Below are 21,277 nucleotides of genomic sequence, written 5' to 3'. Positions count from 1 at the left end.
AGCCAGGATCGGCAGGTGTCCCGCTCCTCAGGTGTCGGCTTGTTGGCGGGTGGCGCGCATCTCACCGGGGAGACCATCCGGGTCCCGCGTAGTTGACGAATTGCGGGTTTTGCCTTCACCTTGTTGACGAGACACAAGGTTTGTGAGGAAGATCTCCGACACGGCGTGAAAAGTCGTTTTCGCATCGTGGAAACGGGGTTCGCATGTTCGGGCAAGAACTCTCCCCGCTCGGCTCGCTCGGCCTGTCCGCCCTTGTCGCGGTGCTCCCCCTCGCCACCGTTCTGGTCCTGCTCGGCGCCATCCGGCTGAAAGCGCATCTCGCCGCCCTGATCGGCCTCGCGGTCGCCCTCGTCGTCGGGATCGTGGCCTTCGGCATGCCGGTCGGCCAGGCGATCTCGGGCGCCTTCTCCGGCGCGGCGTTCGGCCTATTCCCGATCATGTGGATCGTCGTCAACGCGCTGTGGATTTACCGGATCACCGTGCGCACCGGGCATTTCGACATCCTGCGCCGCTCGTTCGGCCGCGTCTCGGACGATCCGCGGATCCAGGCGCTCATCATCGCGTTCTGTTTCGGCGCGCTGATGGAGGCGCTGGCAGGCTTCGGCGCACCGGTGGCGATCAGCGCGATCATGCTGGTGGCGCTCGGTTTCACCCCGGTCAAGGCCGCGGTGGTGGCGCTGGTGGCGAACACCGCCCCGGTCGCGTTCGGCGCGATGGGCACCCCGGTCGTCACCCTGGCCCAGGTCACCGGCCTGCCGCTGGAGCAGGTTTCGTCGATCGTCGGACGGCAAACGCCGCTGCTCGCCCTGTTCGTCCCGCTCCTGCTGGTGATCATCGTCGACGGCAAACGCGGACTGAAGGAAACGTGGATCCCCGCGCTCACCTGCGGTGTCGCGTTCGGCGTCGTCCAATTCCTCGCCTCGAACCACGTTTCCGCGCAGCTGGCCGACATCGGCGCCGCACTGGCGGGTGCGGCCGCGCTGGTGGCCCTTCCCGCTTCCCGCAAACCGGCCGACGCCGAGGTACGCGCTCAGGTCCTCACCGGCACCCAGACGGCAACACTCGACAAACCCGACGCGCGCCGCGATGTTCTTCTCGCCTATCTGCCGTACGTGCTGATCATCGTGATCTTCTCTATCGCCCAGCTTCCGCCGGTGAAGAAGCTGCTCGACGCGGCCACCTGGAAGTTCCGCTGGCCGGGGCTGGACGTGGCGAGCCCGAGCGGGAAGCCCGTCTCCGGCAACACCTTCTCGCTGCCGTTCCTGAACACCGGCGGCACGCTGGTGCTGATCGCGGGCGTGCTCACCGTGCTCGCGCTCAGGGTCGCCGCGAGCGACGCGGCCGCCGAATGGCTGGCGACGGCGAAGGAACTGCGCTTCGCCATCCTGACCGTGGCGGGCGTCCTGGCGCTGGCCTACGTAATGAATTTGTCCGGGCAGACCGCGACCATCGGCACGTTCATCGCCGCGGCGGGCGCCGGGCTGGCGTTCCTGTCCCCTGTACTCGGCTGGTTCGGCGTCGCCGTGTCCGGATCCGATACCTCGGCCAACGCGCTGTTCGGTGCGCTGCAGGTCACCGCCGCGCATCAGACCGGCCTGCCACCGGACCTGCTCGCCGCCGCCAACAGCTCGGGCGGCGTGCTCGGGAAGATGATCTCGCCGCAGAACCTCACGATCGCCTGTGTCGCGGCGAACCTGCCCGGCGAGGAAGGCAGGCTGCTGCGCAAGGTGCTGCCGTGGAGTCTCGGCCTGCTGCTGGTGATGTGCTTGATCGTGGCCGGCCAGGCGAGCCCGGTGCTCAGCTGGATGCTGCCGTGACCCCGGCCGCGGGAGCGCTCTGGACCTGCTTCGCGGTCCGGTTCCAGCTCCACCAGCCGTGTACGACCAGTCCGGCGAACACAATGTAGACCGCCGCCGAGAAGTACAGGCCCGAAGACAGCTGCAGCGGTACGCCGATCGCGTCAACGACCAGCCACACCAGCCAGAACTCGACGAGACCCGCGCCTTGGGCGGCGAAGGCGACCAGCGTGCCGACGAAGATCGCGGCGTCCGGCCATGGCGCCCACGAGGCGTTCAGCGCGTCGAGGACCAGTGCCATCGCGGTGGTGCCGATCGCGAACGCGCCCAGCATCGCCAGGCGTTCGGAGAGACGGCCCTTGCGGACGACGACGCCGTAGACCGGATCGCTGCGCCGGGACCAGGCCCACCAGCCGTAGATCGAGATGGCGAGGATCGCGACCTGCCTGGTGGCGAGCCCGCCGAGATGCGCGGAGAGGTAGACGGAGAACAGCAGCACGGTGGCGCCGACCTGGACCGGCCAGGTCCACAGCGTGCGGCGTTGTGCCAGGAAGACCACGGCCAGCGCGAAGATCTGCCCCGCCAGCTCGGCGAAGGAGATCCACTGGCCGAGCACCGTGACACCGTTGTGCAACAGGAAGTCCACGTCCGCACCCCTCTCCGTCTACCGCTCCAACATGCTCCGCGGTGACGCCATTCCCTAGTGAGTGTGAGCTGTGGAACAGGGGAACGGCTTGAGAGCCGCTGAGGCGGAGTAGCCGAGACGTGATGAAGGGGCTCCTCACCGCTCCATCCATGCCCCCGCCGCCACCCTCAACGGAGGCGCTGCGCGCTCGACCTGGATAAACGCGGCGATGAGCCCCTTCAGCTCCACGCGGGCCCGGTGCCTTCCTCGATCACCGGGCCCGCGGGATGCTCAGGAATCTACGCGACCGATGCCCATGGGCGAAGTCGGCAGCTCCGAACGGACCTCTTGTTTGTCATTTCGGGACTCAAGCTGGCCCTGCAGGGTGGCCAGCCAGCCCTGCCAGCGGTCCTGCGCCGGCTTGATCAGGCCGCCGCCGAAGCCGACCACGATCACGCCGCCGATGGTGGCGAGCACGGCGATCAGGACCGGCCCCGTCACCGCCGTCGCGATGTTCACCTGGCCGAGCGCGGCGATGATGCCGAACGCCATGATCAGCCAGTAGGCGACGGTGCCGAGCAGCCGTCCGGCCGGGCGGGCCGACAGCGCGCTGTGCACCAGGTCGCGGACGACTTTCGCGATGGCGGCCGCGACGATCACCAGCACCATCGCCACCAGGATCCGCGGCAGGAACGCGATGATCTCATTGAGCAACGCGCTGACCGGATTGCTCTCACCGAATACGCCGAACGCGAGTTGTAACGCGATCAGGAGAATGAAGTAGTAGACGAGTTTGACGACGATCCCGCCCGCGTCCACATTCGCTTGTTTCAGCGTTCCGGTGAGTCCGGTCTTCTCGATGAGCTTGCCGAAACCGATCTTCGACAGAACCAGTCCCAATGCCTTTGACACAGCCTTCGCGATCAACCAGCCGATGAGCAGGATGATGAGGAATCCCACCAGCTTCGGCACGAAAGTGGCGACAAGGTTCCATGCTTGTCCCAGACCGTCTTTCAGCTGCTCGCCCACGGCCAACTCCCTCCTCCGCGCTACCGCCCGAACCCGGCGCGGCTTGCGAGGGATCGTTGATCACGGACCCCTCGCCGGCAACTCGGCGACCCACGATCGAGTGAGTGAGCTAGCGGGAAAAGATCCACAAGTCCCATACTTGTTCTACCGGTGGGGACCGGGGAGACGAGGCCGCTCGGCGCGGCGTAAAACGCAAGCGCCGGGCGGCCTCGAGTTTTATGCGAACACCTTTCACAATTCACCGCCATGAACCGCGCGACGTCTGTCCACTTTGGACACGAGCGCCGAAGGACCGCAGGACGACGGCGTCGTCGGCCGACCGGACCAGGACACGGCCTAGGATCGGCGCACCATGGCTGATGCGACTTCCGGACGGCGTGTGCCCAAGCACCACGGGCTGTCCGCCAAAACCCTCCGGCGGCTCGAGCACGCCTCCGGCCGCCTCGCGAGCGCGAGCATCGCGGTGATGGAGGAGCGGCTGAGCTGGTTCGCCCGCCTTCCTGCCGACCAGCGCGCGAGTGTCCTGCTGATCACCCAGGCGGGTGCCGCCGGCTTCGTCGACTGGCTCCGCGATTCGAAGGAGGCGCTCTCGCTCACCACCGAGGCCTTCCGCGAGGCGCCCGCCGAACTTTCGCGCTGGGTGAGCCTGCGCCAAGCGGTCGGGATGGTGCGGCTGGCGATCGAGGTGTTCGAGGAGCAGCTGCCGGACTTCGCCGCGAACGAGGGCGAGCGGGCCGCGCTGATCGAGGGGATCCTGCGCTACGGCAGGGAGATCGCGTTCGCCGCCGCCAACTCCTACGCGGCCGCCGCCGAAGCACGCGGTGCCTGGGACGCGAGGCTGGAAGCACTGGTCGTCGACGGCATCGTCCGCGGGGACGCCGAGGAGGCCATCCTCTCCCGTGCGGCCGCGCTCGGCTGGGATCCGGCCGCGCCCGCCACCGCGCTGGTCGGCACGCCGTCCTCGGAAGACCCGCCGACGGTCGTGTTCGAGGTCCGCAGCCGCGCGGCGCGGGTCGGGCGCCCGGTACTGCTTTCGGTTCAGGGATCCCGCCTGGTCGTGGTCGTCGCCGGGCCGACCGACGGGACCGCGAAGGACCGCGAAATTCTCACCAAACTGTCCGTCGCGTTCGCGGAGGGCCCGGTCGTCGCGGGACCGACGATGCCCACACTCGCCGAGGCCCACCACAGCGCGACAGAGGCGCTCTCCGGCCTGCGCGCCGTCGTCGGCTGGCCGGGCGCCCCGCGGCCCGCCCGGTCGATCGAGCTGCTGCCCGAACGCGCGTTGTCCGGCGATCCCGAGGCCGAACGGCTGCTCATCGAGCAAATCGCCCGGCCGCTGGAGGAAGCGGGCCCCTCGCTGCTGCGGACGGTGGAGACCTACCTCGACAGCGGCGGCGTACTGGAGACCTGTGCGCGGACGCTGTTCGTGCATCCGAACACCGTCCGGTACCGGCTCCGGAAGGCCGCCGAACTCACCGGCCGCCACGCCGCCGAATCGCGCGACGCGTGGGTGCTGAAGGTGGCGCTGACGGTCGGGCGGCTGGCCCGCGCCCGCGGTCTCTGGTAAACCGGTTGGTAACTCAGCGCAGTGATGGAGTTCATAGGGAAACCTGGTTGAACCCGACAAGGCTTTTGGGTTAAGCGCGGAGATCAGGATGGCACTTTTGTAGGGTTCCGACAATTACGTCGGCAGGACTTGGTGAGCGTCGGCATCACGACCATGGTGGCCGAGAGTGTTCCCTTGAGGGGTGACAGCAGCAGTCCTCGCCCCCGGTCAGGGTTCCCAAGCCCCAGGCATGCTCTCCCCTTGGCTCGAACTCGACGGCGCCCGCGCGCGCGTCGAAGGCTGGTCCGAGCGGGCCGGGCTCGATCTCGTCCGTCTCGGCACCGAAGCGGACGCCGAAGAGATCCAGGACACCGCGATCACCCAGCCGCTGATCGTGGCGCTGTCGCTGCTGGCGTTCGAGCACCTGCGGCGCGAGGCGCCGGTCGCCGAGGACGCGCCGGTCGCCGGGCATTCCGTCGGCGAGCTGGCCGCCGCCGCCATCGCCGGGGTGCTGAGCCCCGAGGACGCCGTCGCGCTGGCCGCGATCCGCGGCGCGGAGATGGCCAAGGCCTGCGCGCTGGAACCCACGAGCATGGCCGCGGTCATGCTGGGCGACCCCGAGCAGATCGTCGCCTGGCTCGAAGGCCACGGCCTCACCGCCGCGAACCGCAACGGCGCCGGGCAGATCGTCGCCTCCGGTGCCGCCGACGCGATCGCGAAGATCGTGGCCGAGCCGCTCGAAGGCACCAAGGTCCGGGCCCTCAAGGTCGCGGGCGCGTTCCACACGGCGTACATGGCACCCGCGCGGGAAGCGCTCGGAGCCCACGCTGCGAAGATCACCCCGGCGGACCCGACGCGTCCGCTGCTGTCGAACGCCGACGGCCAGGTCGTCACCAGCGGGCCCGAGTACCTCGACCGGCTGGTCGCCCAGGTCACCAGCCCGGTGCGCTGGGACCTGACCATGGACGGGCTGGTCTCCTCGGGCGTCACCACGACGCTCGAACTGCCGCCGGCGGGCACGCTGACCGGCCTGGTCAAGCGGCAGCTCAAGGGAACCGTGACCACGACCATCGCGCTGAAGACGCCCGCCGAGCTGGCGAAGCTTCAGGAGCAGGAGGACGCTTCGTGACCGACCGATCCACTTTGCGGCAGACGCAGGGCCCCGCCGGCACCCGCATCCTCGGTGTCGGGAGCTTCCAGCCCGCGAAGATCGTGACCAACGACGATCTCTCGCAGATCATGGACACCAACGACCAGTGGATCCGCGAGCGGGTCGGCATCGTCGAGCGCCGATTCGCCGAGAAGGACGAGTCGCTGGTCGACATGGCGGTCAAGGCGGGCACCGCGGCGCTCGCCGACGCCGGCGTGGATCCGTCCGAAGTAGACACGGTCATCCTGCCGAACTGCACGATGCCCACGCAGATCCCGAACGCGGCCGCGCAGGTGGCCGACCGGATCGGCATCGTGCACCCGGCGGCGTTCGACCTCAACGCCGCCTGCGCCGGATTCTGCTACGGCCTCGGCGTCGCCTCGGACCTGATCCGGGCGGGCAGCTCGAAGAAGGCACTCGTCATCGGCGCCGAAAAACTCACCGACCACATCGACCCGGTCGACCGCGCGAACGCGATCATCTTCGCCGACGGCGCGGGCGCGGCGGTGGTCGGCCCGGCCGACTCGGCACAGATCGGCCCGGTCGCCTGGGGCAGCGCCGGTGAACATGTCGACCTCATCTACATGCGCGACCAGAAGTGGATCTATCAGGAGGGCCAGTCGGTCTTCCGGTGGGCGACCACGCAGATCGCGCCGATCGCGCTGCGGGCACTGGAGGTCGCCGGGCTCGAACCGTCCGATGTGGACGTGCTGATCCCGCACCAGGCCAACCTGCGCATCGTCGAAGCCATCGCCAAGAAGCTGCGTGCCAAGGGCGCCCGCGAGGACATGGTCGTGGCCGACGACATCAAGTACTCGGGCAACACCTCGTCCGCGTCCATCCCCCTCGCGCTCGACCATATGCGCAAGGCGGGAACCGTGAAGCAGGGCGACATCGTGCTCGCCGTCGGCTTCGGTGCCGGACTCTCCTACGCGGGCCAGGCCTTCATCTGCCCGTGATGAATACTTCCCCTGCGGGCACCGTGTCCGCGGGGCAGCCGAAAGCATCACCGAGAAGGGAACAACCAGTGGCAGACAACGCAGAGATCCTCGCCGGCCTCGCCGAGATCGTCGAAGAGGTCGCCGGTGTGGCGCAGGACGACGTGACCGCCGAGAAGTCCTTCGTGGACGACCTCGACATCGACTCGCTGTCCATGGTGGAGATCGCTGTTCAGGCCGAGGACAAGTTCGGCGTCAAGATCCCGGACGACGAGCTGGCGAACCTGAAGACCGTTGGCGACGCGGTGAACTACGTGTCCGCCAACTCCAAGTAAGTCACCAGTACTTGATGGCGCCGACCTTGGGGAGACTCCAATGAGCAACATCGACGTCGTGATCACCGGGCTGGGTGCCACCACTCCGCTCGGCGGGGACGTCACGTCCACTTGGGACGGCCTGCTCGCCGGTGAAAGCGGCATCCGCCGTCTCGAAGCCGACTGGGTCGAGGAACTCGACCTGCCGGTGAAGATCGGTGCCACGCTCGCCGTGGACCCGTCCGAGGTCCTCCCTCGGGTCCAGGCACGCCGCCTGGACCGGTGCGAGCAGGTGGCGATCATCGCCGCGCGTCAGGCTTGGGCGGACGCGGGCTTCGAGCAGCCGACCGATGAGCATCAGGATGTAGACCCCGAGCGCCTGGGGGTGACCATCGGCACCGGTGTCGGCGGTCCGGTCACCCTGATCTCGCAGAACGACCTTCTGCACAAGTACGGCCTCCGCAAGGTGTCCCCGCTGACCGTGCCGATGCTGATGCCGAACGGCCCGGCCGCGCACGTCGGCATCGACCTGAAGGCCCGCGCCGGCGTGCACTCGCCCGCTTCGGCGTGCGCTTCGGGCGCGGAAGGCATCGCCGCCGGTTACGAGATGATCCGGTCCGGGCGGGCGGACGTCGTGGTCGCCGGTGGCGCCGAGGCGTGCATCCACCCGATCACCCTCGCCGGGTTCGCCCAGGCGAGGACGGTGTCCACCCGCAACGACGAGCCCGCGAAGGCATCGAGGCCGTTCGACGCGAACCGCGACGGTTTCGTGCTCGGTGAAGGCTCCGGCGTCGTGATCCTGGAGCGGGCCGACCGCGCCAGGGCCCGCAACGCGCGGATCTACGCGCGGCTGAGCGGGTTCGGGATCACCTCGGACGCGTACCACATCACGGGTAACCACCCCGAAGGCATCGGCCAGATCGCCGCCATGCGCGCGGCGATGAAGATGGCCGGGGTCTCCCCGGCCGACATCGGCCACGTCAACGCGCACGCGACCTCGACGGTCGTCGGCGACGTCGGCGAGGCCGCGGCGATCCGCAACGCCGTCGGCGACCACACCGTGGTGACCGCCCCCAAGGGCGCGCTCGGCCACCTGGTCGGCGGCGCGGGCGCGGTCGAGGGCATCGCCACCATTCTGGCGATCTACCACGGCCTCGTCCCGGCGACCCTGAACCTCGAGGACCTGGACCCGAAGGTGCAGCTCGACGTCGTGGCCGGTGAGGCCCGCAAGGTCGAACTGGGCGCGGCGATCAGCAACTCGTTCGGCTTCGGCGGGCACAACACCGCACTGCTGTTCACGCCTGCTTCCTGACGGTCGCGGGGGTTTCGGCCCGCTTGGTGTCATGAGGGGTCCCCATAGGACAGATTTCGTCCTATGGGGACCCCTCATGACGTTTCGGGGTGGCTGGGGCCGGGTTTCGGGGTCGCTGGGGCTTGCCCGCGCCGGAACGCCCTCGTTGGCTTCAGTAGTACATGAAGGCCCCCTTCCTTGCGCCTGGCGCAAGGAAGGGGGCCTTCATGTACTTCACGCCGGAGACGTGGGCAAGGAGGTCGTGAGTGGCGATTCGGTTCTCTTGAGGGGTACGGCGAATGTGGCACCTTCGGGCGAGATGGTGTCCGGGCGGCGCGGTACCGCACTCGCGTGCTCAAAGCCGGAACTCGCGTGCTCAGACCCCGCACACCTGAGTGCGGCATCCAGGCACGCGAGTGACGTTCCCGAACACGCGAGTCACTCACCCCCATGACAGGGACTGTCGTGCGGGACTGTGTCGATTTCGAATCATCTAACGCGCCATGATCCACACAGTCACCGAATGCGGTCCAGCATCGAGGGCAACACACCCGCTCTCGCCCGAACCGCCGCCCCCGTGCAATGAACGGCCCGTTACTTGCGAATTTTGCAAGTAACGGGCCGTTCATTGCATCCTCGGGGCCGAGAACCGGTGCGGTACCGGTCAGGCTTCGGAGCGTTTCACCAGATGCCGCCCGATCCACCAGGCCGCCTCGACCAGCACGATCCCCACCCCGGCGCACGCGAACGCCGAAAGCGTGTACGCGCTCACGCTCGGGTCCAGCGCGAAGAACTTCTGCGTGAACGGGATCAGGAACAACGCGAGCGTCAGGAAGACCATCCCGCCGATCAGGCCGATCTTCCACCACTTGTACGGCCGCGCGACGATCCCGAGCACCCATAGCGCGATCGTGATCAACGTGATCAGCGCGGTCGTGCCTGCCTGGATCTTGTCCACTTCGGTCTGTCCGGATCCCTTGTACACCAGCAGGTAGCTGACGAACGTCGCCGCGGCGATCACGAGGCCGGCGGGGACGGCCATCCGCATCACCCGGCCGACGAAGCCGCTGCGGGCGCGTTCGTTGTTCGGTGCCAGCGAGAGTACGAACGCCGGCAGGCCGATGGTGAACCACGCGGTGATCGTGATGTGCCGTGGCAGGAACGGGAACGGCACTTGCGCGATGCCGACCATCAGCGCCAGCAGCACCGAGTAGACCGTCTTGGTGAGGAACAGGTTCGAGACGCGCTCGATGTTGCCGATCACCCGCCGTCCCTCGGCGACGACGTGCGGCAGGGTGGCGAATTTGTCGTCCAGCAGCACGATCTGCGCCACCGCGCGGGTGGCCGGGCTGCCGGCACCCATGGCGACACCGATGTCCGCGTCCTTCAATGCGAGGACGTCGTTGACGCCGTCGCCGGTCATCGCGACCGTATGCCCCTTCGACTGCAGGGCCCCCACCATCGCGCGTTTCTGCAGTGGCGTCACGCGGCCGAAGACGGCGCGTTCCTCCACGGTCTCGGCCAGTTTTTCGGCGTCTTCCGGCAGTTTCCGCGCGTCGACGGGTTTGTCCGCGCCCGGCAGGTCGAGGGTGCCCGCGACGGCGCCGACGGAGATGGCGTTGTCGCCGGAGATGACCTTGACCGCGACGTCCTGGTGCGCGAAGAAGTCCAAAGTGGCCTTCGCGTCCGGGCGGACCTTCTGTTCCAGCACCACCAGCGCCACCGGTTCGATGTCGCCGGGTCCCTCGGCCGCGTCGACGGCCCGCTCGGCCCTGCCCAGCAGCAGGACACGCAGTCCGCGCGAGCCGATCTTCTCGGCCTCCGCCCGGTGCTCGCCTTCGGGCAGGAGGACGTCGGCCGCACCGAGCACCCAGTCGCCGTTGCCGGTGAACGACGCGCCACTCCATTTACGTGCCGAAGAGAACGGCATCGTCGTGGAGATCGTCCAGCCGGGATCGGCCTGGTGTTCCTCCGCGATCGCCTGCAGGCTCGCGTTCGGCCGGGGGTCGGCGGCGGCGAGTGCGGCCAGTACGTCGCTCACGGGGTGGCCCGCGGTGATTTCCCGGACTTCGGCAAGCCTCATCGCGTTCTCGGTGAGCGTCCCCGTCTTGTCCGCGCACACCACGTCGACGCGGGCGAGGCCCTCGATCGCCGGGAGTTCCTGTACCAGGCACTGCCGCTTGCCAAGCCGGATGACGCCGACGGCCAGCGCGACGCTGGTCATCAGCACCAGGCCTTCCGGCACCATCGGCACGAGTGCCGCGACCATGCCACGCAGCGCGTCCGGCCACGCCTGGTCGCCCGCGAGCTGGTTGTAAATGGTCAGCGCGCCCGCCGGGACGAGCAGGTAGGTGATGAACTTGAGGATCTTGTCGATGCCCTGGCGCAGTTCCGACTTCACCAGGGTGAACTTGCTGGCCTCCGCGGCCAGTTTCGCGGCGTAGGAATGGTCGCCGATGATGTCCGCGCGGTAGGTGCCGCTGCCCGCGACCACGAAGCTGCCGGAAAGCACCTTGTCGCCGGGCTGCTTGACCACCGGATCGGATTCCCCGGTCAGCAGCGACTCGTCGACTTCCAGCGCTTCGGCCGTCAGCGCGGGGCCGTCGACGACGATCTTGTCGCCGGGCCCCAGTTCGACGAGGTCGCCGAGTACGACGTCTTCCGGCGCGATCTCGGCGCTCTGCCCGTCCCGGCGGACGGTCGGCTTCGCCTGCCCGACGATCGCGAGCCGTTCCAGCGTCCGTTTCGCCCGGAGTTCTTGGATGATGCCGACCGCGCTGTTGACGATGATCAGGCCGCCGAACAACCCGTCGATGAAATACCCCGTCGACAGGATGAGGACGAACAGCACGCCGTAGATCGCGTTGATCCTGGTGAACACGTTCGCGCGGATGATCTCGCCGGTGGTCCGGCTGGTCTTCGTCGAGACCGCGTTGGCCTGGCCCGCGGCGACACGCTGGGCGACCTCTTCACTGGAGAGCCCCCTCGAGGCGTCGGTCAGCAAGGCCGGCTGATCAATTGCCATGCGGCAGACTCTATTCCGACCTTGGTCCCTCGTGCGTCAGCCTGAGGGACCATGTCACTCCAGCGGAAGTAGGGGTCAGCACCGTTCGTGCTCGGGATTGGTGCCGCCGTCGGTGGTGTCGACCCGCCACGAACCGCTTTCCAGCCGCAGCGGCAGCACCAGCCGCCAGCGGATGCAGGCCTCTGGCAGGTACACGGGCGCGTCGTCGACGTCCTGGGTGCTGGTGAACGCGACGAGCACCCGAAGTGAACTTGGCGCGCCCGGCTCGATGCGGTAGACGAGAATGCTGCCGTCCCGTGTGGACTGATAGTCCTTCTTCCACTCCGTCGCCGTCTTCGTCTTGGCGCGTTCCCTGCTGACCACCGATGTCCACTTCGGATAGTCGCGGTCGTTGATGGAGTCGAAGTACCCCTGCAGGACCTGCCGCACGTTCTGGTACTGCGGATGCGCGAAGACGTCCGGCGTGATCTCGACGACGGGAGGGCCCGGCTGCTCGTTCGGGGCGACGGACGACGGCGCGGCGCTGACGATCGGTTCGGCGATCGGGGCCTCGGGACGGCGATAGAGATCACGCGCCAGCAGCCCGATGCCGACGGTCAGGGAGATCACCACCACGACGACGGGGATCAGCCACCGCTGACGGACGGAGGGGCGAGGCTGGGCGGTCACCCTGAAAGGTTAGCCGCCCGCCTCTTCCGTGCTCACGCCCTCTACCCGACCTGGTGCAGCCAGGTGACCGGAGCGCCGTCACCGGCGTGCCGGTACGGCTCGAGAGCTTCGTCCCAATTGGCGGCGAGGAGTTCGTCGAGCTTATGTGCCAACGACTCGCCGGCGCGAACCTTGCTCACGAGCGCGCGCAACTGGTCCTCACCCACGACGATGTCGCCGTTGGCGCTGGTCCGGCCGTGCCACAGGCCGAGGCCTGGAGCGAAGCAAAACCGTTCTCCGTCGACCCCGGCGCTGGGCTCTTCGGTGACTTCGAACCGGATCATCGGCCACGCCTTCAACGCGGACGCCAGCTTTCCGCCGGTGCCCGAAGGCGCACGCCAACCGCATTCGGCGCGGAGCTGTCCTGGACTGGCTGGTTGAGCCGTCCACTTCAACTCGACACGGGCACCCAGGGTGCCCGAAATAGCCCACTCGACGTGCGGACAGACCGCAGACGGCGACGAGTGGACGTACACCACGCCACGGGTGTTGCCACGGGTGCTCACTGCTGACCTCCGCTACTCGACGAGGGGCGTCTTCCCCTACGACCTCGCGAGTTGTGCTGGTCAGGTGGCTCGTGCCGCCTCCCGGTACGCGTGACCACATTGTGCACCCCAACCGTGCTGTTTGGCCACATGAACACCACAAGTCGCACCTGATTGGGACTCCGCCCGGCCCGCTACCGGGCCCCGAGGGACTGCGCGGCGGCGAAGGTGTCCACCAGGCCGGTGCCCTTGTCGAAGCTCGACGAGTACGGCCCCGCGGCCACGTACGGCGAGCCGCTCGTGAACTTGTACGCGGTCGCCTTGATCACGGCCTCGATGTCACCCGGGCTCGCGTCCGGCGCGGCCTGGAACAACTGCGCGACGATCCCGGTGATCTGCGGCGTCCTTCAGCGTGGTCTGCGTCCGCAGGCTTCGCGTCGCGGTGGTGCCGCTGTTGCCGTGCGCCTTGAGCTTCTCGTTGCCCTCGACGTAGGTGACCCCGGCGGCCTATCGGACCGCGCGGATCTGGTCCGCGGTGCCCCGGACGGCGACGACGCCGATCTTCGCGACCGAGGTGATCTTCATGAGCCCGGCCGCACGGGCGGCACGCTCGGCGGTGGCGACGTCGGCGGCGTGCACGAGCGCGGCACGTCGACGCCAGGAGCGGTTCAAGGCCATGACGTTTCTCCTGGTTACCCCTGTCACCAGCGACGTGTCTTGCCTCTAAATCGATACAGCGGCGCGAAGCACCACCTTTGAGGGTGGTGGCGGGGGCATGGATGGACGTTCGGAGGCGCTACTTTGTGCAGCGAGACCGACGAGATGGGGAGGGTTTCGGTGCGACTCGTTCGCCTCGCTCAGCAGCCGTCCCGGGTAGCCGAGGACGTCCGCGCCGCGCTGGCCTCACTCGGCCGGGGCAGCACCATCGTCGGCGGGGTCGCCCTGGTCGGCGCCAGTCCGGTCGCCGGACGACCCGTCGAGGCGGTGGTCGTCATGCCCAAGGGCGTTCTCATCGTCATCGGCGTGGACCTGCCGGATCCGGCGCTGAAGCTCGAAGCCCCGCTTGGCGGGCCGTGGAAGGCCGACGGCTGGCCGCTGGTCCACGGCGACACCTCGATCAACCCGGCCACGGACGCGCTCTCGCTGTCCGCCGCGTGCACGCACAAGATCGCGGACGTCGCCCCCGGTGCCGGGCCGATCGGCACGATCATCGCCGTCGGCCCGTATGTGGAGACCGTCGACCAGCCGCCCGCGGACCTCGCCGGTTCGGTCCGGGTGCTGTACCCGACGGCGACGACGATGCTCGCCGCGACGGTCTCGCTGGCCACCGCGTCCCGGCCGCGCTCGGTCCAGCAGGCGCGGGACCTGATCACCGCGCTGGCGCCGGACGCACCGCCGATGCCCGAGGAGATGTTGCTCGGCGAGGGTTTCAGCGCCTACTCCGACGACGAGCCCACCATCGTCCGCGAGAATCCGCTCGTCGCCATCGCGCCGACGGTCCCGGTGCAGCATCCGGGCAAGCCGAAGAGAGCGGCGAAACCGGCCACTTCCCGCGCCAAGCCCGGTCAAGCCACCGCACCCGTTCAGCAGCCCGCCGCCCCGGTGAAGCCCGTTCCCCCGGCACGGCAGGCCCCGCCGCCTGCTCACGCCGCGGCGGCATCGGCTCCCGCACCCGCTCCCGCCGAGTCCGCGCCGAAGCGGCCGCACCAGTCCAAGACGGTGAAGTGGCTCCCGCTCGCCGCGATCGGCCTGCTGATCGTGCTTCTGGTCGCGGCGATCAGCGTCGCCTCCGGCGGGGACGACACCGCGTCGACGCAAACCCCGCCGCCGCCGACCCCGGCGACCAGTTCTCCCCCGCCCAGCAGCAGTGCCGTGGAGAACATCCAGTTCACTTCGAGGGCGTCGGCCGCGGACCAGAAATGCGCGTCGCACGCGTACGGCGACGTCCAGGCGATCCTTCAGCAGACAAGTTGCTCCGCGGTGAAACGGGCCAGCTTCGCCAGCACCATCGACGGCCGGGCCGCCGCGGTGACGATCGCCGTCGTGGAGTTCCCGAACGCCGAACAGGCGAGCGCGTTGAAGGCCGCCGCCGACAATCCCGGCGGCGGCGGAATCCTCGACATCGCCACCGAGACCAGCCAGTGGCAGGGCGATGTCCCGGTATTCGAGGGGGCGGCCTACCAGAGCGGCCAGGACGGGAACTCGGTCCGGCTGGTGCAGGCCGTATGGGTGCCGGGACCGTCCACTGCGGACGATCCCGGCCTGGTCCGGGGCGCCAAGGCCGCCCTCGAACTCCCCGTCAACGGCTAGGGCGTGTCTGCCTCCAGCAGGCGCAGCCAGACCTCGCTGATCGTCGGGAACGAAGGCACCGCGTGCCACAACCGCGACAGTGGTACCTCCCCCACGATCGCGATCGTCGCCGCGTGCAGCAGTTCGGCCACGTCCTGTCCGACGAAGGTCGCGCCGACGAGGACACCGCGTTCGGTGTCGACGACGATCCGCGCCTTGCCCGCGTAGCCGTCCGCGTGCAGTGACGAACCGGCGACCGCGATGTCGATGTCGACGACGCGGTGTGGTTTGCCCTCTTCCGCGCCGGCGAGCCCGACCGAGGCGACCTCCGGGTCGGTGAAGACGACCTGCGGGATGGCGGAGTGGTCGGCGGTGGCGCTGTGCGCGCTCCACGCCGCGGAGTCGACCGGTTCGCCCGCCGCCTGCGCGGCGACCGAGTCACCGGCGGCGCGGGCGGCGTACTTGCCCTGGTGGGTCAGCGGCGCGCGGCCGGTGACGTCCCCGACGGCGAACAGCCAGTCACCGTCCACAGCGGACACGCGGCCGTTGTCGTCCGTCGCGAGCGGCGAGCCCGCTTCGAGCCCCAGCGTCTCGACGCCGAGCCCGTCGGTCGCCGGGCGACGGCCGGTGGCGACGAGCAGTTCGTCGACGACCAACCGTTCACCGCCCTTCAACGCCAGTTCCTTATCACCGTCCAAAGCGGACACGGCTTCGAGGCCGGAACCGGTGTGCACGGTGACCCCGGCCTCGCGGAGCCCCGCGATGACGGCGTCGCCGACGAAGTCCGGCAGTCGCGGCAAGGGGCGATCACCCGAGATGATCAGGTGGACCTCGGCCCCGAGCGTGGCGTAGGCCTGCGCCATTTCGACGCCGACGACACCGCCGCCGAGGACACCGAGCCGGCGCGGGACCGCTTCGGCCGACGTCGCCTCGCGCGAGCCCCAGACGGAAACGGTGTCCAGTCCGGGGATCGACGGCGTCCTCGGGACGCTGCCGGTGGCGACGATCACCGCGTGCCGCGCGGTCAGCACGTCACCCCCGTCGACCGTGACCTCCCGCTCACCGGTGATCCGGCCGTGCCCGCGGATCGGGGCGATCCCGACCCCTTCGGCCCACTTGACCTGTCCGGTGTCGTCTCCCTTGCCGGTGAACCAGTCCCGGCGCGCGAACACCTTCGCCGGGTCGACGGCGTCACCGACCGGGACGCCAGGGACCCGTTTGGCGGCGGCGAGGAGAAGGCCCGGGCGCAGCAACGCCTTGCTGGGAATGCAGGCCCAGTAAGAACATTCGCCGCCGAAGCGTTCATGTTCGACGAGGGCGACGTGGAGCCCTCCGCGCGCGGCACGTTCGGCGGCGACCTCGCCGACCGGGCCGCCTCCGATCACGATCACGTCAAAAGTCTGTGCTGACATGCATTCAGCGCACACCACCGCGCAGCTTCGCGCAACCTGCCGCTATCCTCGTGTCGCTGCGTGAGTCATCAGCCGCGGGTTCAGGTTTCGCCGTGCCGGTTACGCAGTAGAACGATCGAGCGCGGGAGGTTTTTTCATGGCCAGGAACACTGCTGTGCATTTGCTGGACGATCTGACCGGCGAGGCGGCCGAAGAAACGGTCGCTTTCGGTTTGGACGGGATCGCCTACGACATCGACCTTTCGGCCGACAATGCCGCGGCACTCCGGGAAACCCTGCGTGCATTCGTGGCGAACGGCCGTCGGATCGGCGGACGGAAACTCCGCCCGCGGGTCGTGGAGCGGCCCAAGGGCGCACGGGTGGCGAAGTCGACGCCGAAGACCGCGGCGACCGCGGCCAAGGCGGAAGCGAAGACGGCCGCGAAGCCGGGTCGCAAGCCCGCCGCGAAGGGGGTGGCCGGCCGCAAGCCCGCCGCCGCCAAGGCAGCTTCCAAGACCGCCGCCGCGAAGGCCGTCACGCCGCAGGTGGAGCCGAAGACCACCGCGAAAGCCACTGCGGCCAAAGCGAAGTCGGCCCGTGGCGCGGCCGCGAAGACCACCGCGGCCAAGGCTCCGGCCGGTCGCGCGAAGGCCGCCGCCGCGGTGAAGACTCCGGCAAAGGCCGCACCGAAGACGACGGCCGCGAAGGCCGCTCCGAAGACCGCGGCAGCGAAGACGACAGCCGCCAAGGCCGCCCCGAAGGCCGCCGCCAAGACTCCGGCGAAGAAGGCCGCTGAGCCGGCGAAGAAGACCACCCGGGCCGCCCGCAAGGTGCCCGTCGTCACCTTCTCGGCCAAGGAAAAGTAAGCGGGGCCCCTTCGCGTGTCGTGAGTGATTTGGGTCGTTAGAACGACCCAAATCACTCACGAGTCCTACCTGCGCTGAGCCCCGCCAGAGTGCCATTCCGAATAGTGGTAGCGCGTGTGCTGGAGCGAGCGATGCCATTCCCGCTCCTCCGCCGAGGGCTTCCGCGTCGCCAGGTCACCCAGTTGCGCGGCCGCCGCCTCGCGGACCGCGACCGTGACTTCGGCGACACCTTTCCGCAGGCCGTGATCGGCGAGCGAGGCGACCTGGCTGCGGTGCGAGTCGAGCGGACGGGGATCCGGCGGGGCCGCCGTGAGGTACCGGCCGACCCGCTCGGCCGCGGTCGAAACGAGCAAGGTCGAATGCGCGAGCAAGCCCGTTCTTGTCCGGAACACGGCGAAACCGCACAGCTTCGAGTCACCGACGAACAGTCCCCGATCACCGAGCCGCGACGGCAGCCCGAGCCTGGCCACCGTCGCGGTCATCAGTTCTCCGAGTGCTTCGAGCGGCTTGACGTTTTTCCCGGACAGGCCGAGTCCCGGCAGGACGAGGGTGATGTTGAGGTTGCCGGGATCGTGGAACACCGTCCCGCCGCCACTGGCCCGGCGCAGCACCGGAACCCCGTCACTCGCACAGACGTCGGCCTTGACCTCGCGTTCGATTTTCTGTCCCCGGCCGACGACCACACAGGCGGTGTTGCGCCAGATCCACAGGACCGGCGCCCCCGGTGCGGCACGCAGGAGGGCTTCGTCGAACGCGAGGTTGTCGGCCGGGTCGTCGAACGCGGCGACGACTTCCGAGGGGCCGGTCACAGTGCTTTGAGTTCCTCCACGATCTCGCCCACCGACGATTTGGCGTCGCCGAAGAGCATGCTGGTCTTCGCATCGTAGAAGAGTTCGTTGTCGATGCCGGCGAAGCCCGAGCTCATCGAGCGTTTGAGCACGATCACCGACCGGCTGTGGTTCACCTTGAGGATCGGCATCCCGTAGATGGGCGAGCCCGGATCGGTCTCCGCGGCCGGGTTCGTGACGTCGTTCGCGCCGATCACCAGCGCGACGTCGGTCTGGGCGAACTCGGAGTTGATCTCGTCCATTTCCTTGAGCTGCTCGTACGGGACGTCGGCCTCGGCGAGGAGCACGTTCATATGCCCCGGCATCCGGCCCGCGACCGGGTGGATCGCGTACTCGACGGTGATCCCCTTGGCCTCCAGCAGCTTCGCCATCTCGCGAACGACGTGCTGTGCCTGCGCGACCGCCATGCCGTAGCCGGGGACGACCACGACCTTGTTCGCGTACGCCATCTGGATCGCGGTGTCGGACGCGCTCGTGCTGCGGACCGGCCGGACCTCACCGGATTTGCCGCTCGTGACCGCCGTACCGCCGCCGAACCCGCCGGCGACGATGGCCGGGATCGACCGGTTCATCGCCTTCGCCATCAGATTCGTCAGGATCGAACCCGACGCGCCGACGATCATGCCCGCCACGATCAACGCGGTGTTGTCGAGTGAGAGACCCATGGCCGCCGCCGACAAACCGGTGAGCGCGTTCAGCAGGGAGATGACGACCGGCATATCCGCGCCGCCGATCGGCAGCACGACCACCACGCCGAGCACGCCCGCCGCGACCAGCAGGCCGATCATCAGCAGTTCGGCGTCACCGCCGGTTCCGATGACGACCGCGAAGACGATCGCGGCGATCAGCACCAGCGCGTTGACCGGCTGCTGCAGTTTGCCGAGCGTGATCGGACGGCCGGAGATGAGTTCCTGCAGTTTCCCGAACGCGATGTTCGAGCCCCAGAAGGAGATCGACCCGACGATGGCGGCGAACAGCGACGCGATCACCACGTACAACGGCTCGTGCGCGTAGCCGTCGGTGCCGCGGAACTCGACCCAGGCGATCAAGGCCACCGCCCCGCCGCCGACGCCGTTGAACAGCGCCACCATCTGCGGCATCGCGGTCATCTTCACCTTGCGTGCGGACGGCACCCCGACAGCGACACCGATGCCGACGCCGAGTGCGATCAGCAGCCAGTTGCCCATACCGGGGGTCAGCAGCGTCGCGATCACCGCGATGCCCATCCCCACGGCGGCGATCCAGTTGCCGCGTACCGCGGTGCGGGGGCCGGTCAGGCCCATCAGGCCGTAAATGAACAGTGCGAAGGAAATGATGTAGAGGACGGCGATGAAGGTCGTCACTTGTCACCACCGTCTTCCGGCTTCTTCGCCTTGAACATCGAAAGCATCCGGTCGGTGACGAGGAAACCGCCGACCACGTTGATCGTGCCGAAGGCGATCGCGATCACCAGCAGGATCTTGTTCAGTACGCCGTCCACCCCGAGGCCGAGCACGATCAGCCCGCCGAGCAGGACGATGCCGTGGATGGCGTTGGTCCCCGACATGAGCGGGGTGTGCAGGGTGTTGGGCACCTTCGAAATGACGGTGAATCCCACGAATCCGGCGAGTACGAGGATCGCCAGGCTGCCTACGAGCATCACTCGCCCCCTTCTTCTGTGGCGACCGGGGCCGCGCCCGCCACGCAGGCCCCGGCGACGATCTCGTCGGAGAAGTCGAGTGCGAGCTTGCCTTCGGAGTCGACGAGCAGTTCCAGCAGTTCGGTGACGTTGCGCGCGTACAGCTCGCTGGAATGCGCGGGCATCTCCGCGGCGAGGTTCAGCGGCGAGCAGATGGTGACGTCGTACTCGACGATCTCCTCGCCCGGTTTCGTCAGTTCGCAGTTGCCGCCGGATTCACCGGCGAGGTCGACCACGACACCACCGGCGGGCATCCCCTTCACCGCGTCGGCGGTGACGAGGACCGGCGCCTTGCGGCGGGGGACGAGCGCGGTGGTGATCACGACGTCGAACCTCGTGATCGCCTCGGTGAGCCTGCGTTGCTGCTCGGCCTTTTCTTCTTCGGTCAGCTCGCGGGCGTACCCGCCTTCGCCGACCGCCTCGATGCCGAGGTCGAGGAATTTCGCGCCGATCGATTTCACCTGCTCGCCGACCTCGGGCCGGACGTCGTAGCCGGTGGTCTGCGCGCCGAGCCGTTTCGCCGTCGCCAAGGCCTGCAGCCCCGCGACGCCCGCGCCGAGCACGAGCACCTTCGCCGGCGGCACGGTACCCGCCGCGGTGGTGAGCATCGGAAAGAAGCGGGTCAATTTCCGGGCGGCCAGCAGAACCGCGCGATATCCCGCGACACTGCTTTGGGACGACAGCGCGTCCATGGCCTGCGCCCGGGAGATCCGGGGGATCGCTTCGACGGCGAAGGCACGGAGGCCCGCCGATTCCAGCGCCGCTATCCCGTCCGGATCGGCCCGTGGATTCAGGAAGCCGATGAGGATCGTGCCCGTCTTGAGCTTCGCGACTTCGGCCGCGCTCGGAGGCGCCACCTTGACCACGATGTCGGCATCCCACGCGTCGCCGATCACCGCGCCCGCCTGCTCGAAGGTCTCGTCGGCGAGTAGCGCGCCGGCGCCCGCACCGGACTCGACCACCACCCGCAATCCGCGTCCTGAGACGCGCTCGACGAGCTTCGGTACCAGCGCGACGCGGCGTTCGCCTTGTCCGGTCTCCCGGACAACACCGACCGTGAGCTGCTCGTTTTCTGCCGCCACAGGCGACCTCCTCGCTGGAGAGGACCACACGAACTCGCACTGTTTACCATGTCCGGCCGACAACTCCCATGGCTGAACGTGTCCGGGAGGCGTCTTTCCGTGACCTGGGTCTCTCACGATCGATCCAGCCATCGATCCAGGTGTGCGACGTCATAAGGGGTCCCCATAGGACGGTTTTCGTCCTATGGGGACCCCTTATGACACTTACGGAGCAACG

Annotated in this window: 20 protein-coding genes and 1 pseudogene; 8 read left to right on the top strand and 13 right to left on the bottom strand. The window is 68.6% G+C overall.

All coding sequences use genetic code 11. The features are described 5' to 3' along the window. Positions 1-92: pseudogene (locus AB0M65_RS31095) on the bottom strand (uracil-DNA glycosylase); the annotation flags it as partial. A 111-nt stretch (positions 93-203) separates the two neighbouring features. On the opposite strand from AB0M65_RS31095, the gene AB0M65_RS31090 reads away from it, so the two are divergent. After that, positions 204-1,817 carry an L-lactate permease gene (locus tag AB0M65_RS31090; RefSeq protein ID WP_364035485.1) on the top strand — a complete coding sequence of 538 codons (1,614 nt, stop codon included), beginning with the start codon at positions 204-206 and terminating at the stop codon, positions 1,815-1,817. Here the strand turns inward: AB0M65_RS31090 and AB0M65_RS31085 are convergent. Together AB0M65_RS31085 and AB0M65_RS31080 are read right to left on the bottom strand one after the other, a co-directional pair. Beyond that, complete coding sequence (locus AB0M65_RS31085; RefSeq protein WP_364035482.1) at positions 1,798-2,442, bottom strand: nicotinamide mononucleotide transporter family protein; 645 nt, start codon at positions 2,440-2,442, stop codon at positions 1,798-1,800. The genes AB0M65_RS31090 and AB0M65_RS31085 overlap by 20 nt on opposite strands. Positions 2,443-2,712: 270 nt before the next feature. Further along, positions 2,713-3,450, bottom strand: coding sequence for a hypothetical protein (locus tag AB0M65_RS31080; protein ID WP_364035479.1), 738 nt, complete (start codon positions 3,448-3,450; stop codon positions 2,713-2,715). A 352-nt stretch (positions 3,451-3,802) separates the two neighbouring features. On the opposite strand from AB0M65_RS31080, the gene AB0M65_RS31075 reads away from it, so the two are divergent. The 5 genes from AB0M65_RS31075 (at position 3,803) to AB0M65_RS31055 (ending at position 8,710) form a co-directional block, all read left to right on the top strand. After that, positions 3,803-5,017: a helix-turn-helix domain-containing protein gene (locus AB0M65_RS31075; RefSeq protein WP_364035476.1), complete on the top strand. Its 1,215-nt coding sequence runs from the start codon at positions 3,803-3,805 to the stop codon at positions 5,015-5,017. A gap of 181 nt (positions 5,018-5,198) precedes the next feature. Next, entirely contained in the window at positions 5,199-6,125 is a 927-nt protein-coding gene (locus AB0M65_RS31070) for an ACP S-malonyltransferase (RefSeq protein ID WP_364035473.1), read from the top strand. Next, positions 6,122-7,105 carry a beta-ketoacyl-ACP synthase III gene (locus AB0M65_RS31065; RefSeq protein ID WP_364035470.1) on the top strand — a complete coding sequence of 328 codons (984 nt, stop codon included), beginning with the start codon at positions 6,122-6,124 and terminating at the stop codon, positions 7,103-7,105. The genes AB0M65_RS31070 and AB0M65_RS31065 overlap by 4 nt, the downstream gene beginning before the upstream one ends. A 68-nt stretch (positions 7,106-7,173) precedes the next feature. Continuing rightward, complete coding sequence (locus AB0M65_RS31060) at positions 7,174-7,419, top strand: acyl carrier protein (RefSeq protein ID WP_004559006.1); 246 nt, start codon at positions 7,174-7,176, stop codon at positions 7,417-7,419. A gap of 40 nt (positions 7,420-7,459) precedes the next feature. Then, positions 7,460-8,710 (top strand): beta-ketoacyl-[acyl-carrier-protein] synthase family protein, encoded by a 1,251-nt coding sequence (locus tag AB0M65_RS31055; RefSeq protein WP_364035467.1) that lies wholly within the window; start codon positions 7,460-7,462, stop codon positions 8,708-8,710. Between the two features lie 643 nt (positions 8,711-9,353). Here the strand turns inward: AB0M65_RS31055 and AB0M65_RS31050 are convergent. From AB0M65_RS31050 to AB0M65_RS31030, 5 genes are all read right to left on the bottom strand, one after another. Then, positions 9,354-11,714, bottom strand: a complete 2,361-nt coding sequence (locus AB0M65_RS31050) for a cation-translocating P-type ATPase (RefSeq protein WP_364035465.1) — start codon at positions 11,712-11,714, stop codon at positions 9,354-9,356. Between the two features lie 75 nt (positions 11,715-11,789). Beyond that, positions 11,790-12,383: a hypothetical protein gene (locus AB0M65_RS31045; RefSeq protein WP_364035462.1), complete on the bottom strand. Its 594-nt coding sequence runs from the start codon at positions 12,381-12,383 to the stop codon at positions 11,790-11,792. A 41-nt stretch (positions 12,384-12,424) separates the two neighbouring features. Then, entirely contained in the window at positions 12,425-12,928 is a 504-nt protein-coding gene (locus tag AB0M65_RS31040) for a DUF3145 domain-containing protein (RefSeq protein WP_005154552.1), read from the bottom strand. 173 nt (positions 12,929-13,101) lie between these two features. Then, entirely contained in the window at positions 13,102-13,281 is a 180-nt protein-coding gene (locus AB0M65_RS31035; RefSeq protein ID WP_364035458.1) for a hypothetical protein, read from the bottom strand. Between the two features lie 133 nt (positions 13,282-13,414). Continuing rightward, positions 13,415-13,585, bottom strand: a complete 171-nt coding sequence (locus AB0M65_RS31030; RefSeq protein ID WP_364035455.1) for a hypothetical protein — start codon at positions 13,583-13,585, stop codon at positions 13,415-13,417. A 159-nt stretch (positions 13,586-13,744) separates the two neighbouring features. On the opposite strand from AB0M65_RS31030, the gene AB0M65_RS31025 reads away from it, so the two are divergent. Next, positions 13,745-15,217 (top strand): hypothetical protein, encoded by a 1,473-nt coding sequence (locus AB0M65_RS31025; protein ID WP_364035452.1) that lies wholly within the window; start codon positions 13,745-13,747, stop codon positions 15,215-15,217. Here the strand turns inward: AB0M65_RS31025 and AB0M65_RS31020 are convergent. Then, entirely contained in the window at positions 15,214-16,587 is a 1,374-nt protein-coding gene (locus AB0M65_RS31020) for an NAD(P)/FAD-dependent oxidoreductase (RefSeq protein ID WP_364035449.1), read from the bottom strand. The two genes, AB0M65_RS31025 and AB0M65_RS31020, sit on opposite strands and share 4 nt — an antisense overlap. 157 nt (positions 16,588-16,744) lie before the next feature. Here AB0M65_RS31020 and AB0M65_RS31015 point away from each other — a divergent pair, with 157 nt between their 5' ends. Next, positions 16,745-17,452 (top strand): histone-like nucleoid-structuring protein Lsr2, encoded by a 708-nt coding sequence (locus AB0M65_RS31015; protein ID WP_364035446.1) that lies wholly within the window; start codon positions 16,745-16,747, stop codon positions 17,450-17,452. 65 nt (positions 17,453-17,517) lie between these two features. On the opposite strand, the gene AB0M65_RS31010 is transcribed toward AB0M65_RS31015, so the two are convergent. From AB0M65_RS31010 to AB0M65_RS30995, 4 genes are read right to left on the bottom strand one after another with little or no spacing between them, the layout of a single operon-like run. After that, positions 17,518-18,261: a lipoate--protein ligase family protein gene (locus AB0M65_RS31010; protein ID WP_364035443.1), complete on the bottom strand. Its 744-nt coding sequence runs from the start codon at positions 18,259-18,261 to the stop codon at positions 17,518-17,520. After that, complete coding sequence (locus AB0M65_RS31005) at positions 18,258-19,643, bottom strand: NAD(P)(+) transhydrogenase (Re/Si-specific) subunit beta (protein WP_364035440.1); 1,386 nt, start codon at positions 19,641-19,643, stop codon at positions 18,258-18,260. The genes AB0M65_RS31010 and AB0M65_RS31005 overlap by 4 nt, the downstream gene beginning before the upstream one ends. Then, positions 19,640-19,939, bottom strand: a complete 300-nt coding sequence (locus tag AB0M65_RS31000) for an NAD(P) transhydrogenase subunit alpha (RefSeq protein ID WP_007032801.1) — start codon at positions 19,937-19,939, stop codon at positions 19,640-19,642. The genes AB0M65_RS31005 and AB0M65_RS31000 overlap by 4 nt, the downstream gene beginning before the upstream one ends. Further along, positions 19,939-21,060, bottom strand: coding sequence for a Re/Si-specific NAD(P)(+) transhydrogenase subunit alpha (locus tag AB0M65_RS30995; protein WP_364035437.1), 1,122 nt, complete (start codon positions 21,058-21,060; stop codon positions 19,939-19,941). The genes AB0M65_RS31000 and AB0M65_RS30995 overlap by 1 nt, the downstream gene beginning before the upstream one ends. Between the last annotated feature and the right edge of the window lie 217 nt (positions 21,061-21,277).

Source organism: Amycolatopsis sp. NPDC051071, assembly GCF_040682875.1.
Lineage (GTDB): Bacteria > Actinomycetota > Actinomycetes > Mycobacteriales > Pseudonocardiaceae > Amycolatopsis.
The sequence above is the reverse complement of the archived record's forward strand: the minus strand, read 5'-3'. Positions and strand labels throughout refer to the sequence as shown.